16 protein-coding genes are annotated in these 14317 nt (G+C 64.6%); 6 read left to right on the top strand and 10 right to left on the bottom strand.

The genetic code is table 11. The features are described from left to right. Window positions 1-6294 carry a HAMP domain-containing protein gene (locus ACTEK7_RS11245; protein ID WP_225146209.1) on the bottom strand — a complete coding sequence of 2098 codons (6294 nt, stop codon included), beginning with the start codon at window positions 6292-6294 and terminating at the stop codon, window positions 1-3. 281 nt (window positions 6295-6575) lie between these two features. Between ACTEK7_RS11245 and ACTEK7_RS11240 the strand changes: the two genes are divergently transcribed. Next, a complete protein-coding gene (locus ACTEK7_RS11240) occupies window positions 6576-6869 on the top strand; it encodes a hypothetical protein (RefSeq protein WP_057026877.1) in 294 nt (97 codons plus the stop codon). Window positions 6870-6872: 3 nt separating this feature from the next. On the opposite strand, the gene ACTEK7_RS11235 is transcribed toward ACTEK7_RS11240, so the two are convergent. Next, window positions 6873-7385 (bottom strand): DUF4142 domain-containing protein, encoded by a 513-nt coding sequence (locus ACTEK7_RS11235; RefSeq protein WP_225146208.1) that lies wholly within the window; start codon window positions 7383-7385, stop codon window positions 6873-6875. Between the two features lie 95 nt (window positions 7386-7480). Here ACTEK7_RS11235 and ACTEK7_RS11230 point away from each other — a divergent pair, with 95 nt between their 5' ends. The 3 genes from ACTEK7_RS11230 to ACTEK7_RS11220 all read left to right on the top strand — a co-directional run bounded on the left by ACTEK7_RS11230 (window position 7481) and on the right by ACTEK7_RS11220 (window position 8190). After that, entirely contained in the window at window positions 7481-7675 is a 195-nt protein-coding gene (locus ACTEK7_RS11230; RefSeq protein ID WP_074447527.1) for a hypothetical protein, read from the top strand. A gap of 111 nt (window positions 7676-7786) precedes the next feature. Next, on the top strand, window positions 7787-7915 hold the full coding sequence (locus ACTEK7_RS11225; protein ID WP_271542554.1) for a hypothetical protein: 129 nt from the start codon (window positions 7787-7789) through the stop codon (window positions 7913-7915). Window positions 7916-7986: 71 nt separating this feature from the next. Continuing rightward, entirely contained in the window at window positions 7987-8190 is a 204-nt protein-coding gene (locus tag ACTEK7_RS11220) for a hypothetical protein (RefSeq protein WP_225146207.1), read from the top strand. A 145-nt stretch (window positions 8191-8335) separates the two neighbouring features. Here ACTEK7_RS11220 and ACTEK7_RS11215 read toward each other — a convergent pair whose 3' ends face one another. Beyond that, window positions 8336-8581 carry a hypothetical protein gene (locus tag ACTEK7_RS11215; RefSeq protein WP_036003940.1) on the bottom strand — a complete coding sequence of 82 codons (246 nt, stop codon included), beginning with the start codon at window positions 8579-8581 and terminating at the stop codon, window positions 8336-8338. 168 nt (window positions 8582-8749) lie between these two features. On the opposite strand from ACTEK7_RS11215, the gene ACTEK7_RS11210 reads away from it, so the two are divergent. Further along, window positions 8750-8914, top strand: coding sequence for a hypothetical protein (locus ACTEK7_RS11210; protein WP_225146206.1), 165 nt, complete (start codon window positions 8750-8752; stop codon window positions 8912-8914). A 97-nt stretch (window positions 8915-9011) separates the two neighbouring features. Here ACTEK7_RS11210 and ACTEK7_RS11205 read toward each other — a convergent pair whose 3' ends face one another. The 6 genes from ACTEK7_RS11205 to ACTEK7_RS11180 all read right to left on the bottom strand — a co-directional run bounded on the left by ACTEK7_RS11205 (window position 9012) and on the right by ACTEK7_RS11180 (window position 13254). Next, entirely contained in the window at window positions 9012-9500 is a 489-nt protein-coding gene (locus tag ACTEK7_RS11205; RefSeq protein ID WP_225146205.1) for a DUF3147 family protein, read from the bottom strand. After that, entirely contained in the window at window positions 9500-9847 is a 348-nt protein-coding gene (locus ACTEK7_RS11200; protein ID WP_036003946.1) for a DUF3147 family protein, read from the bottom strand. The genes ACTEK7_RS11205 and ACTEK7_RS11200 overlap by 1 nt, the downstream gene beginning before the upstream one ends. After that, window positions 9844-10431 carry a phosphatase PAP2 family protein gene (locus tag ACTEK7_RS11195; protein ID WP_225146204.1) on the bottom strand — a complete coding sequence of 196 codons (588 nt, stop codon included), beginning with the start codon at window positions 10429-10431 and terminating at the stop codon, window positions 9844-9846. The genes ACTEK7_RS11200 and ACTEK7_RS11195 overlap by 4 nt, the downstream gene beginning before the upstream one ends. Window positions 10432-10590: 159 nt before the next feature. After that, complete coding sequence (locus ACTEK7_RS11190) at window positions 10591-11145, bottom strand: DUF4142 domain-containing protein (protein ID WP_225146203.1); 555 nt, start codon at window positions 11143-11145, stop codon at window positions 10591-10593. Between the two features lie 85 nt (window positions 11146-11230). Further along, window positions 11231-11458, bottom strand: coding sequence for a hypothetical protein (locus ACTEK7_RS11185; protein WP_036003954.1), 228 nt, complete (start codon window positions 11456-11458; stop codon window positions 11231-11233). Between the two features lie 8 nt (window positions 11459-11466). After that, window positions 11467-13254 (bottom strand): thiamine pyrophosphate-requiring protein, encoded by a 1788-nt coding sequence (locus tag ACTEK7_RS11180; RefSeq protein ID WP_225146202.1) that lies wholly within the window; start codon window positions 13252-13254, stop codon window positions 11467-11469. Between the two features lie 145 nt (window positions 13255-13399). Here ACTEK7_RS11180 and ACTEK7_RS11175 point away from each other — a divergent pair, with 145 nt between their 5' ends. After that, window positions 13400-13774 carry a PRC-barrel domain-containing protein gene (locus ACTEK7_RS11175; RefSeq protein WP_225146201.1) on the top strand — a complete coding sequence of 125 codons (375 nt, stop codon included), beginning with the start codon at window positions 13400-13402 and terminating at the stop codon, window positions 13772-13774. 24 nt (window positions 13775-13798) lie between these two features. On the opposite strand, the gene ACTEK7_RS11170 is transcribed toward ACTEK7_RS11175, so the two are convergent. Then, a complete protein-coding gene (locus ACTEK7_RS11170; RefSeq protein WP_036031008.1) occupies window positions 13799-14263 on the bottom strand; it encodes a winged helix-turn-helix transcriptional regulator in 465 nt (154 codons plus the stop codon). Window positions 14264-14317 lie beyond the last annotated feature (54 nt).

Below are 14317 nucleotides of genomic sequence, written 5' to 3'. Positions count from 1 at the left end.
TCAGCGATGCAGCCACATGCGGATCGCAAGCAGCAATTGGTCGGTGTTGACCGGCTTGGCGAGGTAATCGGACGCGCCGGCTTCGAGGCACTTCTCGCGGTCGCCCTTCATCGCCTTGGCGGTCAACGCGATGATCGGCAGGCGGGAGAAGGCCGGGTTCTCGCGAATCACGCCGATGGTCTGATAGCCATCCATCTGCGGCATCATGATGTCCATCAGCACGATCGCGATCTCCGGATTGGATTCGACCAGTGTCACCGCCTCGCTGCCGGTCGTAGCCGTCAGCACCTTCATGCCGCGTCGTTCCAGCACGCTCGAGAGCGCGAAGATATTGCGGGCATCGTCGTCGACGAGCAGGGCGGTCTTGCCGATCAGGTCCTCGTCGGAACTGTTCAGCTTCTCCAGCATGCGCTGCTTCTCGAGCGGCAACTCCGTGATCACGCGGTGCAGGAACAACGCGGTCTCGTCGAGCAGGCGCTCGGGCGATTCCACGCCCTTGACCACGATGCTGCGTGCCATGGTGTGAAGCTCGGCATCCTCCTCGGCGGAAAGCTCGCGGCCGGTGAACACCACGACGGGGATGTTCGACAGCGCCTCGTCGTTGCGGATCTGATCGAGCACCTCGAAGCCGCTCATGTCGGGCAGCCTGAGGTCGAGCACCACGCAATCGCAGGGTTGCTCGCGCAACGTCGTGAGCGCGCCTGCCCCGGTATCCGTGGCCAGGATCTCGATGTCGTCGTGGTGCAGCAGCTCGCGGATCGAGAGCCGCTCGGCCTCGTTGTCCTCGACGATCAAGAGCCGCTTGCGCCGCGGCCGCGCATATTCCTTGATCTGCGTCAGCGCGGCCGAGACGCCCTCGGTCGTCGTCGGCTTGTTGACGAAGGAGAAGGCGCCGCGCGCCAGCGCATGCTGGCGGTCCTCGTCGAGCGTGATGATCTGGACCGGGATGTGGCGGGTGAGCGGATTGTGCTTGAGCTGGCTCAGCACGGTCCAGCCGAGCATGTCGGGCAGGAACACGTCGAGCGAGACGGCCGTCGGCTGGTATTGCTTGGCGAGCTCGAGGGCCTCGGCGCCGCGCGCGGCGACCAGGACCTTGAAGCCCTTGTCGCGGGCCAGATCGACCAGCACGCGGGCATAATGCGGGTCGTCCTCGACGATCAGGAGAATGGTGTCGCCGGGCTCGAGGTTGAGGCGGTCGTCGGGCAGCTGCTCGATAACGCGCTGCTGGTCAGGCGCGGCAGGCTGCAGCGCCGGCGGCTGGCCGTATTGCTGTGACGCCGGCGCCCGCGGCGCGAGGGTCGGGCCGGAATATTTCAAGGGCAGATAGAGCGTGAAGGTCGAGCCCTTGCCCGGCGCGCTGCGCAGGTGGATCTCGCCGCCGAGCAGGTTGGCAAGCTCGCGGCTGATCGCAAGGCCGAGGCCGGTGCCGCCATATTTGCGGCTGGTGCCGGCATCGGCCTGCTGGAACGCCTCGAAGATCAGCTTCTGCTTCTCCAGGGGAATGCCGATGCCGGTGTCGGACACTTCGAAGGCGATCACGGCCGGCGCCGAGTTCAGCACCGGATGATCCGACCCCCAGCCGCCGATTGCGCCGGCGACTTTCAGGCGCACTTCGCCGTCGGCGGTGAACTTGAAGGCGTTGGAGAGCAGATTCTTCAGAACCTGTTGCAGCCGCTTGGAGTCGGTCACGATGCTGCGCGGCAGGTTCGGATCGACGTCGATCTTGAACGACAGGTTGCGGTTGTCCGCCTCGTGCCGGAACGGCCGGCCGACTGTCTCGAGCAGGTTCGCGGTCAGGATTTCCTCGGCGTCGACCGTCACGGTGCCGGACTCGATCTTGGAGAGATCGAGAATGTCGCTGATGAGGTTGAGCAGGTCGGTGCCGGCACCATGGATCGTGCGGGCGAACTCGACCTGCTTGGCCGAGAGGTTGCCATCGGGATTGTCGCTGAGCTGCTGTCCGAGGATCAGGATCGAGTTCAGCGGCGTACGCAGCTCGTGGCTCATATTGGCGAGGAATTCGGACTTGTACTTCGACGTCAGCGCGAGCTCGGTCGCCTTCTCCTCGAGCGCGCGGCGGGCCTGCTCGATTTCCTGGTTCTTGCGTTCGACCTCGACGTTGCGCTCGGCGAGCTGCTGCGCCTTCTGCTCGAGCTGGTCGTTGGTCTGCTGCAATTCGCGCTGCTGGGTCTGCAGCTCGCCGGCGAGCTGCTGCGACTGCTTGAGCAGGCCTTCGGTCTGCATCGTGGCCTCGATCGAATTGAGCACGATGCCGATGGAGTCGGTGAGCTGCTCCAGGAACGTCATCTGCGAGGTCGTGAAGGAGACCAGCGAGGCGAGCTCGATCACGGCCTTGACCTGGCCCTCGAACAGCACCGGCAGCACGACGAGGTTCTTCGGGGCGACGCGGAACAGCGCCGAGTTGATCGGCACCACGTCCGAGGGAATGTCGGAGACGACGCGCGGCCGCTTGTCGAAGGCGCATTGGCCGATCAGGCCTTCGCCGAACTGCAGCACCGGCTGATAGGGGTAGACGCCGTCGCTGGCGTAGGAGGCGAGCAGCAGGAGCTGGGGATCGTTCTCGTTCTCGACCTGGTAGATCACGCCCGTATGGGCGTTCACCAGCGGCGACAATTCGGTGAGCAGCAATCGGCCGACCGTGGTGAGATCGCGCTGTCCCTGGAGCATGTTGGTGAACTTGGCGAGGTTGGTCTTGAGCCAGTCCTGCTCGGTATTCACGTCCGTCGTGAGACGGAGGTTGGTGATCATCGTGTTGATGTTGTCCTTCAGCTCCGCCACTTCGCCGCGGGCGTCGACCTGGATTGACCGCGTCAGGTCGCCCTTGGTCACCGCAGTTGCGACTTCCGCGATCGCGCGCACCTGCGAGGTCAGGTTGGCCGCGAGCAGGTTGACGTTGCCGGTGAGATCCTTCCAGGTGCCGGCAGCGCCGGGCACGTTGGCCTGGCCGCCGAGCCGGCCTTCGACGCCGACCTCGCGCGCCACCGACGTCACCTGATCGGCGAAGGTCGCGAGCGTCTCGGTCATGTTGTTGATGGTGTCGGCGAGCGCCGCGACCTCGCCCTTCGACTTCACCGTGAGGTTCTGCTTCAGATCGCCGTTGGCGACCGCGGTCACCACCTTGACGATGCCGCGCACCTGCTCGGTCAGGTTCGCCGCCATGAAGTTGACGGTGTCGGTGAGATCCTTCCAGGTGCCGGCGACGCCGGGCACTTGCGCCTGGCCGCCCAGCTTTCCTTCCGTGCCCACCTCGCGCGCGACGCGCGTCACTTCGCCGGCGAAGGCGTTGAGCTGGTCCACCATGGTGTTGATGGTGTTCTTCAGCTCCAGGATTTCGCCCTTCACGTCGACGGTGATCTTGCGCGAGAGGTCGCCGCGCGCGACCGCCGTGGTGACTTCGGCGATGTTGCGGACCTGGGTGGTGAGGTTCGCAGCCAAGAGGTTGACGTTGTCGGTGAGATCCTTCCAGGTGCCGCCGACGCCGGGCACGACGGCCTGACCGCCGAGCCGGCCCTCGGTGCCGACCTCGCGCGCCACGCGCGTGACTTCGGCTGCGAAGGAGCGGAGCTGCTCGACCATGGTGTTCAGCGTGTCCTTCAGGAGAAGGATCTCGCCGCGTACGTCCACCGTGATCTTCTTCGACAGGTCGCCGCCGGCGATGGCGGTTGCGACCTCGGCGATGTTGCGGACCTGCGCCGTCAGGTTGGAGGCCATGAAGTTGACGTTGTCGGTGAGGTCCTTCCAGGTGCCGGCGACGCCAGGCACCTCGGCCTGGCCGCCGAGCTTGCCTTCGGTGCCGACCTCGCGCGCCACGCGCGTGACTTCGCCGGCAAAGCCGTTGAGCTGGTCCACCATGGTGTTGATGGTGTTCTTCAGCTCGAGGATTTCGCCCTTCACGTCGACGGTGATCTTGCGCGAGAGGTCGCCGCGCGCCACCGCGGTCGTCACCTCGGCGATGTTGCGGACCTGGGCGGTGAGGTTACCCGCCATCGAGTTGACGCTGTCGGTAAGATCCTTCCAGGTGCCGGCGACGCCGGGCACGTTGGCCTGACCGCCGAGGCGGCCTTCGGTGCCGACCTCGCGCGCCACGCGCGTCACCTCGCCCGCGAAGCGGTTGAGCTGGTCGACCATGGTGTTCAGCGTGTCCTTGAGCTGAAGGATCTCGCCGCGCACGTCCACGGTGATCTTGCGCGACAGGTCGCCGCCGGCGATGGCGGTGGCAACTTCCGCGATGTTGCGGACCTGCGCGGTGAGGTTACCCGCCATCGAGTTCACGGAGTCGGTCAGGTCCTTCCAGGTGCCGGCGACTCCGGGCACGTCGGCCTGGCCGCCGAGCTTGCCGTCGGTGCCGACCTCGCGGGCGACGCGCGTGACTTCGCCGGCGAAGGCGTTGAGCTGGTCGACCATGGTGTTGAGCGTTTCCTTCAGCTGAAGGATTTCGCCCGAGACGTTCACCGTGATCTTCTTGGACAAGTCGCCCTTCGCCACCGCGGTTGCGACCTCGGCGATGTTGCGTACCTGGCCCGTGAGGTTCGAGGCCATCGAGTTGACGCTGTCGGTGAGGTCCTTCCACGTGCCGCCGACGCCGCGCACCACCGCCTGACCGCCGAGCTTGCCTTCGGTGCCGACCTCGCGCGCCACGCGCGTGACTTCGCCGGCGAAGGCGTTGAGCTGGTCCACCATCGTGTTGATGGTGTCCTTCAGCTCGAGGATCTCGCCGCGCACGTCGACGGTGATCTTCTTCGAGAGATCGCCGCCGGCGACCGCGGTGGTCACCTCGGCGATGTTGCGGACCTGCGCGGTCAGGTTCGAGGCCATCGAGTTGACGCTCTCGGTGAGGTCCTTCCAGGTGCCGGCGACGCCGAGCACGTTGGCCTGGCCGCCGAGCCGGCCCTCGGTGCCGACCTCGCGGGCGACGCGCGTGACTTCGCCGGCGAAGGCGTTGAGCTGGTCGACCATGGTGTTGAGCGTTTCCTTCAGCTGAAGGATCTCGCCCGAGACGTTCACCGTGATCTTCTTCGACAAGTCGCCGCTCGCGATGGCGGTCGCGACGTCGGCGATGTTGCGGACCTGCGCGGTCAGGTTGGAGGCCATGAAGTTGACGTTGTCGGTGAGGTCCTTCCAGGTGCCGGCCACGCCGGGCACCTGGGCCTGACCGCCGAGCTTGCCCTCGGTGCCCACCTCGCGCGCGACGCGCGTGACCTCCGAGGCGAACGAGTTGAGCTGGTCCACCATGGTGTTGATGGTGTCCTTCAGCTCCAGGATCTCGCCGCGCACGTCCACGGTGATCTTGCGCGAGAGGTCGCCGCGCGCCACGGCGGTGGTGACGTTGGCGATGTTGCGCACCTGTGCGGTCAGGTTGCCGCACATCGCGTTGACGGAGTCGGTCAGGTCCTTCCAGGTGCCGGCGACGCCGGGCACGATGGCCTGGCCGCCGAGCTTGCCGTCGGTGCCGACCTCGCGCGCCACGCGCGTCACTTCGGAGGCGAAGGAGCGCAGCTGGTCCACCATCGTATTGATGGCTTCCTTGAGCTGGAGGATCTCGCCGCGGACGTCGACCGTGATCTTCTTGGAGAGGTCGCCGTTGGCGACCGCGATCGTCACCTCGGCGATGTTGCGAACCTGGTTGGTCAGGTTGTTCGCCATCGAGTTGACGCTCTCGGTGAGGTCCTTCCAGACGCCGGTCACCTCCGGCACCTGGGCCTGGCCGCCGAGCTTGCCTTCGGTGCCGACCTCGCGCGCCACGCGCGTCACCTCCGAGGTGAACACGCCGAGCTGCTTGATCATGGTGTTGACGATCGTCGCCGACTGCAAGAACTCGCCGCGGAGCGGACGGCCATCGACGTCGAGCTTGACGGTCTGCAGCAGGTCGCCTTGGGCGACAGCGGCAACCGCGCGTGTCACCTCGCGCGTCGGCCACAACAAGTCGTCGATCAGCGTGTTGACCGAACCTTCCATGTCGGCCCAGGAGCCCGAGGCGAGGCCGAATTTCACGCGCTGGCGGGTCTTGCCTTCGCGTCCCACCACCTGGCCCACCAGCTCGAGCTGCTGTGCCATGCGCTGGTTGGCGGCGATAATTTCGTTAAAAGTGTCGGCGATCTTGCCGTCGATACCGAGATAGTCGCCGCTCATGCGCACCGAAAAGTCACCGCTGCGCATCGCCTGGAGGGCGAGCAGCAGCTCCGCTCGGGAATCCGGCTCGGACGTACCGTTGATTTTTGGCTTTGGGACGCGACGACCGGAGCGTGATGCAGTTCCGGAATCGAGGTCGCTCATACTGTTTCCCCCGCAGGCGTCAGCCGAATCTGAGGCAAGACGCGTTCGACGAAATAAGAGCGTCAGCCAAATTCGAAATCAAGCGCCAACGTATGACGCCAGGAAATGGAACCCGCCTTGCTCAGCCCAACCAAGCTAACGACGATCGGCCGGATTGGTTCCATAGCCCTCAGGGCAAAAGGCCGCGGGGGCGGGTCGTCCACGCGTCCGTCGTCCGCAGCCCTCCTTCGGAACGGAGCGCCGAGCCCGACGGTTAGCCAGCGCAGACAGGGAGAACGGACATGAAGGCAGCAACTGTCGCCATCGCCATCACGGCGCTTGCCGCGGGGTCGGCTCTGGCGCAGGGCGGTGCGCCAAGCGGGCGCGGCTCCGTGACGGGCGACCCCGCCGCAAGCTCCGCCAACCCGCAGGCGGACACGCCGACCACCGGAGCGGCCACCCGCTCGAATCCAAGCGGAAGCGGCACGTCCTCGTCCGGCGGCAAGGACGACAACGGCGATGCGGGTCGCGACAAGATGCCGGAGAGCGACCGCACCGTGCGGCCGCAGAGCCAGCAACGTCCGAGCGACAAGTAGAGGTTATTTGTCCGCCATGGTGCGCTCGGCGTCCCTGACCTGCGCGCGCAGCAGCGGCAGTTGTTCGCGCGCGAACGCTGCGAGCGCCGCATTGTCGGGTGCCGTCAGATAGCGTTCGAGCAGGCTGATGATCGACTCATACTCGGGAATCTGCGCGGCATAGAAGCTTCTGACATAGGCCGGACCATCCGACATTTCGGGCTCGACGAGGCTCGCGCTCGAGGATGTTGCCCTGCCGAGCTGCAGTTCGGCGCCGATCGCCTGCTGGACCTCTTTCAGCCTCTTGTCGCGCTTAGCCGCTTCCTCGGCGCGCAGGGCGGCGAGGTTCTTGACCTCGGCGTTGCCCTTGAGGTCGGTGTTCTCGAGCAGCCCCTGTTGAAACCGGCTGAAATTGTAGGCACCGCTGATCACCTCGATCGCGGAGGGCGCCCGTGCGCCGGGCTTTCGTTCGCCAAGGCTGTCGGCAAGCGCCGAGGTGCTGATCAATGCCAGAATGATTGCGGCGACAACTCGCATCGATCTTCAATGACGAACCGCGTGCGAAAGTTCCCCGACCATTACGATCCGGTAAGCGGGTTGCGGCGCAAGAGTTCCGTCCCCACGTGCTCTATATGAAACAGTCTGATGTCTTCAGAGACAACGCCGACAATTGTCTTCAGCTTGCCGAGCGCGCTGACGGACAGCCCGCCCATAAGCGCTATTCGCGCATGGCCGACGCCTGGACGGCACTCGCCAACGAGCAGGATTGGCTCGACGGCGAAATTTCGCCCGTTCCCGTCCATGCAGCTCCAAAGCGGAACGGGTGAGCTCGTCTTCAAAAATCTGCATGTGAGACCGCTCACGGAAGGCGCACAACTGATTGGGATCATCCGGGAACGTCGATCGCGAAGATTCCAATTGCAGAAGGAGGTTTGGCGATGGCTCCACGTCTGGCTCTTCTCTCCCTCATTCTCGCCTTTGGCGTCTCCGTCGCGTTCGCGACAGTGACGACGGTGCGACAGGTGCATCTCGAGAGCGCATCTGCCGTCCATGCCGTGCGCAGCTGATTGCGGCAGCGGAACATTCGACGCCGCAATGCGTAAGCGCTCCGACACATCAGCAGAAGCGAGAGCGCATCATGGCCCATTCCGACCAAGGCATCGTCAAGGACAAGCGTGGGGAGGAGCAGCCCCGCGACAAGGAACGTGCGCAATCCGTGCACAAGGCGGATTCGAAAGGCTCGCCCTCGCGTGAAGCGACGCGCGATCCCAAGCTGAACGACAACATCAAGACGCCGGGTTCCGGCGCCATGCCGGACGGCTCGAGCGACGCCACGGGCTAGCTCTCACCAGGAACGAATTTCCGCGGGAAGAGTCGACGGATTGCTTCCGGCAGTCATGCCCCCGGTGCGCCGGAAGCAATCTCCAAGGACGGCCTTGGCACCCACCGTGCCGGGGTCGTTTGCTTTTGGAGGGGCTTTCCGTGCGTCATTCGGCGCCGCTCTCCGGATCCCCCTGAGTATGTCCTTCAGGCCCGCGGCCGAATACGCCGAAGCTGCTTGACTTCACGCCGGCAGCGGCATCGACGCCCACAGCGGCCAGTCCGAACTTCAGGAGTTCGCGGACTGCTGCCGCCCGCGTCGGCATGCGGTGCTTGAACCGGAAATCGTCAATGGCGGCCAACTCTTCCGGCGAGAGCATGACCTGAAGGCGCTCGGCGCGAAGGTCGTTCATGGCGATCACGCAAATTGAGTAGGTTGAGTAGCTTACTCAACGAACCAACTTGATGAGAGTTCCGCGAAAGCCGACGAAGTCTGCAGGTGAGTAGGAAATCCAATAAAATCAATAATTTATTGAAACGCATGCCGCCGTAAGGCATTGTTCCCGGAAGGGAGAGAGACCATGACCGACGAAGTCAGGTTACCTCGCAAGCTTTCCGAAGAACCCGCAGCGCCCGAGCCGGTGCGGCCAAGCCAGCAGAAGATCATTGATGAGGTCGAGCGCTGGGCCAACAGCCCGGGCCTTCAGCCGCCGCAATCGCCTTCGACGGGAGCGAAAGCGAGCTAGGGCATGATCCGGAAAAGTGTGAAGCGGTTTTCCGCAAAGATCATGCGTAAACAACAATCTAAAGCGCGATGACGATTCATCCAAATCTCATCGCGCTTTAAGGCTTTGCGAAGCGAGAGCCCGTTGCCGGCGGCGAATGGCCTGATCGGCGCGATTTGTGGGAGACACTGCGAAGCTTGCGCCTGAGCCACCAGGCCGACACGGACACGATGGCCCAGACCATCAGCGCGGCGAAAAAAGCGAGCGCGACGCTTGCCCCGACGATCAAATGGAAGATAGCGGCGAACGCGGCGAGGCCGATGCTGCCGAGCGCGGCGCCGGCAGCATCGAGCGCCGCGGCCTTCTGTCCGCGACGCCGCCCGCTCAGGCCGGCCTTCTCCTTGGCGTGACGCTCGTGGCTTTCGATCAGCGTCGCGCTGGCGCAGAAGATGGCGGGAAGAGCAAGAAAGAGCCCGCCGACGGACAGGCCGAACTTCGAACCGATAACGCCCGCGAGCACCGTCGCACCGCCGCCGAGCACGAAGCGAATGGCGTACTCGTACCACCGCGTCTGTTTCAGCGCCGATGTCGATAGCTTCACCAGCATCAGGCGGCACCTCCCAGGCCGGCGAGCAGGCCGAAGGCGACAACGAGCCATGCGGCAAAGGCGAGGATCGTGGCTGGAAGCGCGCCGAAACGGAACCTCATCAGGAGGTGGCAGACGACGACGCTGTAGCAGGCGAGTGCGACGGCGCCATAGATCATCGTCCAGCTCTGGGCCGCAGCATATTGCGGGCCGTGCTGGACCACTGCGATGGAGAGGGTGGCAAGCGCCACCGACGGTGCGGCGCCGAGCAGCCCGGCAAAGCTCTTCGGCCGCAGCATGTCACCGAGGATCGCGAAGACGGATACGATCAGGCCGCCGGCGACGAAGCGCACGAGATATTCAGTCATGGCTGTCCCCCCGAGCCCTTGCGCTGCCGCTGCCGTGACTTCGCCATCGTGAACGGCCGGAACAGGCGCTCGACAACGAGGCCCAGCATGAAACCTGCCACGACATCGCTGGCCCAGTGCGCGAGCAGCGCGACGCGCGTCAGGGACAGCGCTACCGCAAAGGAGCGCGCCAGGTTGCGCGGGGCCGGCGGCAACAGGCCTGCGGCCGAGGCAAGGGCGCCCATATGCACGGCGTGACCTGAGGGAAATGCATCGTGCGCGCGTCCCGAAAAGGGAACACCGCGCCCATGGCCGCTCACCGTCAGCCGGTCGGGCCTCGTCTGATCGAACACGGATTTCAAGACATGCGGTAACACGGCCGTCGCCAGCGCCACGATCAGGACATGATCAGCAACGGGGCGCTGCTGCGGGTGCCGGAAGCGGGTGTAGAGCCATCCTGCTGCCGCGAGCGCAACCAGGACATGCTCGTCGGCGCCCCAGGTCATGGCCTGGGCGGCATGCTCGAGCCCCGAGTTGGTATTGTGCGCGATCTCGTTGGCGACCGCCGTGTCGATCCGGGTGGGTTTGACTGTTACAAGGGCCATCGGTCCGTCGGCGACTGTTCCTCCATGACAGTTTTGTAAAGCCTGGAAACAAAGAAGGTTCCTGGCTCAACCGGCAGGCACCGCCCAGCGGCAGCGCGATGACGTTCTCATCGCGCGTCAGGAAGGACGCCGGAGGGCCGGCGTCCTTTCAGCAATGCGTTACTTGCTGGATTGGCCGACGCTCGGCGCCCGGCCGAGGTTCTTGGCCATCTCGAGGTGGTGCTTCAACGCCGGGAGCGTCTTGCCGGCCCAATCCTTGAGCTCGGCATTGTCGCCGCCCTTGGCGTAGCGCTCGAACAGCGACACGGCATCTTCATGCGCGCTGACCTGATAGGAATTGTAGTCCGAGCTGAAATCCTTGCCGCTCGCATTCTTGAGCTTGTCGATCTTGCTCTGATGCGAGCTGTCGAGCGCCGTCGGCAGCTTGGCCTGCACCTTGCCATTGCCGACCATTCCCTTGAGCTCGTTGCTCGTCTTGGTGTGATCGGTGATCATCTGCTGTGCGAAGGCTTTCTCTTCCGCGTTGCCCTTCTGCTGGGCGAGCTTGCTCGATTCGATCTCGAACATGTCGCTGATCGCGACCTGCGTCACGAAGTCCGCGGTCGCAGGTGCAACGCCGAGCGCCGAATTCACGCCGGTCTTTTCGCCCAGCGACTGGGCGAGGGCAGGGCCTGCGAGAATCATGCAGGCAAGAGCGATGATTGTGCGTTTCATGGTCAAATCCTTCCGAAAAGGTCGCGTGGCCGCTTGCCGGCACGCGCGGCGACCAACACGCCGCCGGGGCCGAGGTTCCTAACGGCTAATCCGCGCGATTCCGCCCGGTGCGCGGATTGATGGGATCTGTCGGCTTGCGTCGAAGCCGTTCGGGCAGGAACGGTTCGGCCGCCGTGGCGGTCGCGTCGGCCCGTACGTCCGCGTGGTGCTGCGCCTGCTCGTGGGAGGTGGGGTTGTCACTGATCCGGCGCTTGACGTCGAGACCGTCGACCGGATCGTTGACGCCGTGCCGGATGTCGCGGAAATCACTCATGGCTCGCCTCATTGCTTTCCTGGCAGGATCGATTCCAGCACCTGCCGCGCTGCTCCCTTGATCATCCCGCTCTCGTTCGGGTCGCCCTTCATCAGGGCGAGCGAGAAGTTCTTCGCCTGCTGCAAGGTGATGTGCGGCGGCAGCGGCGGCACCTCGGGATCGGTTTTCACTTCCAGCACGACGGGCATCTCGCTTGTTAGCGCCTGTTCCCAGGCCGAGCCGAGCAGCTGTGGGCTGTCGACGAAGATGCCGCGCAGGCCGACGAGCTCGGCGAAGCGCGAATAGGAGACGTCGGGAATGCGCTGTGACGCCTCGAACTTGGGATCACCGTTGATGATGCGTTGCTCCCAGGTGACCTGGTTGAGGTCCTCGTTGTTGAAGACGCAGACGATGAAACGCGGGTCCTTCCAGTCGCGCCAATACTTCGCCGCGGTGATCAGCTCGGCCATGTTGTTCATCTGCATGGCACCATCGCCGACGAGTGCAATCACGGGGCGGCCGGGCTGGGCGTATTTGGCCGCGAGCGCGTAAGGCACCGCAGCGCCCATCGAGGCGAGCCCGCCGGAGAGCGAGGCTGTCATGCCGCGCCGCATCTTCAGGTCGCGGGCGAACCAGTTGGCGCATGAGCCGGAATCGCTGGTGATGATGGCGCGGTCGGGCAGGCGCGGCGACAATTCCCAGGCGACGAGCTGCGGATTGACTGGCGCGGCGGGCTGATGCGCGCGGCCATCCAAAGTCTTCCACCAGGTCGCAACGTCGTCCTGAATGCTCTGGCGCCAGGCGCCGTCGCTCTTGGGCTTCAGCCGCGGCAGCAATGCGCGCAGCGTCTCGGCGGCATCTCCGATGAGGCCGACCTCCATGGGAAAGCGGATCGACATCATGCCGGCGTCGATGTCGATCTGGACGCCGCGCGCGCTGCCTTCCTTCGGCAGGAATTCGGCGTAAGGAAAGGCCGAGCCCACCATCAGCAGCGTGTCGCATTCCATCATCATGTTGTAGCTGGGCTCGGTGCCGAGCAGGCCGATCGAGCCGGTGACCCATGGCAGGTCGTCGGGCAGCGCGGCCTTGCCGAGCAGCGCCTTGGCGCAGCCGGCCGACAGCCGGTCGGCGACCGCGATGACGTCGTCGGTGGCGCCGAGCGCTCCGGCGCCGACGAGCATTGCGACCTTTTTGCCGGCATTGAGGATCTCCGCGGCGCGGTCGAGATCGGCATCACGAGGGATGACTTTAGGCGCGCTGTATCCAACGCCCGAGTGCAGCGTGCCGTGGGCGCGGGGCGGGTCCTCGTAAGCCTCCTCCTGCAAGTCGTTGGGCAAGATGATGACGGTGGGAGTCCGCCGCGCCAGCGCGATCCGCACCGACCGATCAATCAGGTGCCGCACCTGCGCGGGCGAGGAAGCCTGCATGACGTAGGCGCCCGCGACGTCCTTGAACATCGAGAGGAGGTCGAGTTCCTGCTGATATTGACCGCCGAGGGCGTTGCGCGACTGCTGGCCGACGATCGCCAGCACCGGCTGGTGATCGAGCAGCGCATCGTACAGCCCGGTGAGGAGATGCGAGGCGCCGGGACCGGAGGTCGCAATGCAGACGCCGAGCTGACCTGAGAATTTTGCGTAAGCGGTGGCCATGAATGCCGCCATCTCCTCGTGCCGCGCCTGCACGAAGCCGATCTTGCCGTCGGCCCGGTTCATCGCACCGAACACGCCGTTGATGCCGTCGCCCGGATAGCCAAAGATGTGGCGCACGCCCCATTGGTGCAGGCGCTGAATGATGAAGTCGGAGACGGTCTGGGACATTGCGGGCGGCTTTCTCTGTTGCGGCCTCGATAGCCTCAGAGAACCGGTTCTTTGTGGCGATGTTCCCAAGCATTTCCGGAACACGCGCCGGAACGATCACGCACCCCTTTCGGTTGATTCACAAATAGCCGAGTGGAGAATAACGATGCTCAATCAGAGCGAACTGGACCGTAACGAGATGGGCCGGCTGATCGGAAGCGACAAGGTCGAGGGAACCGCGGTCTACGGTGCCGATCGCAACAAGATCGGTTCAATCGAACGGGTCATGATCGACAAGATCAGCGGCAAGGTCTCATATGCGGTGCTTGGTTTCGGCGGCTTTCTCGGCCTCGGCAATGATCACTATCCGTTGCCCTGGCAATCTCTGAAGTACGACACCGAGCTCGGCGGTTACGTGACTGCGATCACCGCCCAGGATCTCGAAGGCGCGCCGAAATACGGTGAGAAGACCGACTGGAACTGGAGCGACGACGCCGCCGTGCGCGGCATCAACTCCTATTACGGTGTTCCCTTCGCTTGAGCTTTGAGAGGCGCGGCGCCTCACTCACTCCGCCGCTTCTCTCCGCCCCGGGCCCGCATGCACATGCACCTGCTTGGCATGCAGCACCTCGCCGCATTCCGAGCACACCATTACGGGATCGAACAGCTTGCCGCAGCTCTTGTGCTCGTGCAGCAGCGGGCGGCCGCGCTCGTCGCCCATATGGGCGTCGCCCCAATGCACCATCGCCATGATGATCGGGTAGAGGTCGAGCCCCTTCTGGGTGAGGATGTATTCGTAGCGCTTCGGTGCCTCGGAATAGGGGACGCGGCGCAGGATGCCGAAGCGGACCAGCTTCTTCAGCCGCTCCGAGAGCAGATGGCGTGTGATCTGCAGCGAGGACTGAAACGCTTCGAACCGCCGTACCCGCAGGAAGCACTCGCGCAGGATCAGCAGCGTCCAGCGGTCGCCAATCGCGGCGACGGTGCGCGCGAGCGAGCAGGGCTCTTCCTCCAGCGTGTCCCATTTCATGATGCGGTTCCTGCAAGTCGTCAGTCTGAAAAAGGAACTAAGTTGATCGATCAG

Source organism: Bradyrhizobium sp. JHI2711 (assembly GCF_056156565.1).
Note: the sequence above shows the minus strand (reverse complement) of the source record. Positions and strands in the feature narration are given on the sequence as shown.

What these genes read in the sequence shown, in the direction of transcription:
- ACTEK7_RS11245 (WP_225146209.1), bottom strand. Translation starts at nt 6,294, where the DNA reads ATGAGCGACCTCGATTCCGGAACTGCATCACGCTCCGGTCGTCGCGTC.
- ACTEK7_RS11240 (WP_057026877.1), top strand. Translation starts at nt 6,576, where the DNA reads ATGAAGGCAGCAACTGTCGCCATCGCCATCACGGCGCTTGCCGCGGGG.
- ACTEK7_RS11235 (WP_225146208.1), bottom strand. Translation starts at nt 7,385, where the DNA reads ATGCGAGTTGTCGCCGCAATCATTCTGGCATTGATCAGCACCTCGGCG.
- ACTEK7_RS11230 (WP_074447527.1), top strand. Translation starts at nt 7,481, where the DNA reads ATGAAACAGTCTGATGTCTTCAGAGACAACGCCGACAATTGTCTTCAG.
- ACTEK7_RS11225 (WP_271542554.1), top strand. Translation starts at nt 7,787, where the DNA reads ATGGCTCCACGTCTGGCTCTTCTCTCCCTCATTCTCGCCTTTGGCGTC.
- ACTEK7_RS11220 (WP_225146207.1), top strand. Translation starts at nt 7,987, where the DNA reads ATGGCCCATTCCGACCAAGGCATCGTCAAGGACAAGCGTGGGGAGGAG.
- ACTEK7_RS11215 (WP_036003940.1), bottom strand. Translation starts at nt 8,581, where the DNA reads ATGAACGACCTTCGCGCCGAGCGCCTTCAGGTCATGCTCTCGCCGGAA.
- ACTEK7_RS11210 (WP_225146206.1), top strand. Translation starts at nt 8,750, where the DNA reads ATGACCGACGAAGTCAGGTTACCTCGCAAGCTTTCCGAAGAACCCGCA.
- ACTEK7_RS11205 (WP_225146205.1), bottom strand. Translation starts at nt 9,500, where the DNA reads ATGCTGGTGAAGCTATCGACATCGGCGCTGAAACAGACGCGGTGGTAC.
- ACTEK7_RS11200 (WP_036003946.1), bottom strand. Translation starts at nt 9,847, where the DNA reads ATGACTGAATATCTCGTGCGCTTCGTCGCCGGCGGCCTGATCGTATCC.
- ACTEK7_RS11195 (WP_225146204.1), bottom strand. Translation starts at nt 10,431, where the DNA reads ATGGCCCTTGTAACAGTCAAACCCACCCGGATCGACACGGCGGTCGCC.
- ACTEK7_RS11190 (WP_225146203.1), bottom strand. Translation starts at nt 11,145, where the DNA reads ATGAAACGCACAATCATCGCTCTTGCCTGCATGATTCTCGCAGGCCCT.
- ACTEK7_RS11185 (WP_036003954.1), bottom strand. Translation starts at nt 11,458, where the DNA reads ATGAGTGATTTCCGCGACATCCGGCACGGCGTCAACGATCCGGTCGAC.
- ACTEK7_RS11180 (WP_225146202.1), bottom strand. Translation starts at nt 13,254, where the DNA reads ATGTCCCAGACCGTCTCCGACTTCATCATTCAGCGCCTGCACCAATGG.
- ACTEK7_RS11175 (WP_225146201.1), top strand. Translation starts at nt 13,400, where the DNA reads ATGCTCAATCAGAGCGAACTGGACCGTAACGAGATGGGCCGGCTGATC.
- ACTEK7_RS11170 (WP_036031008.1), bottom strand. Translation starts at nt 14,263, where the DNA reads ATGAAATGGGACACGCTGGAGGAAGAGCCCTGCTCGCTCGCGCGCACC.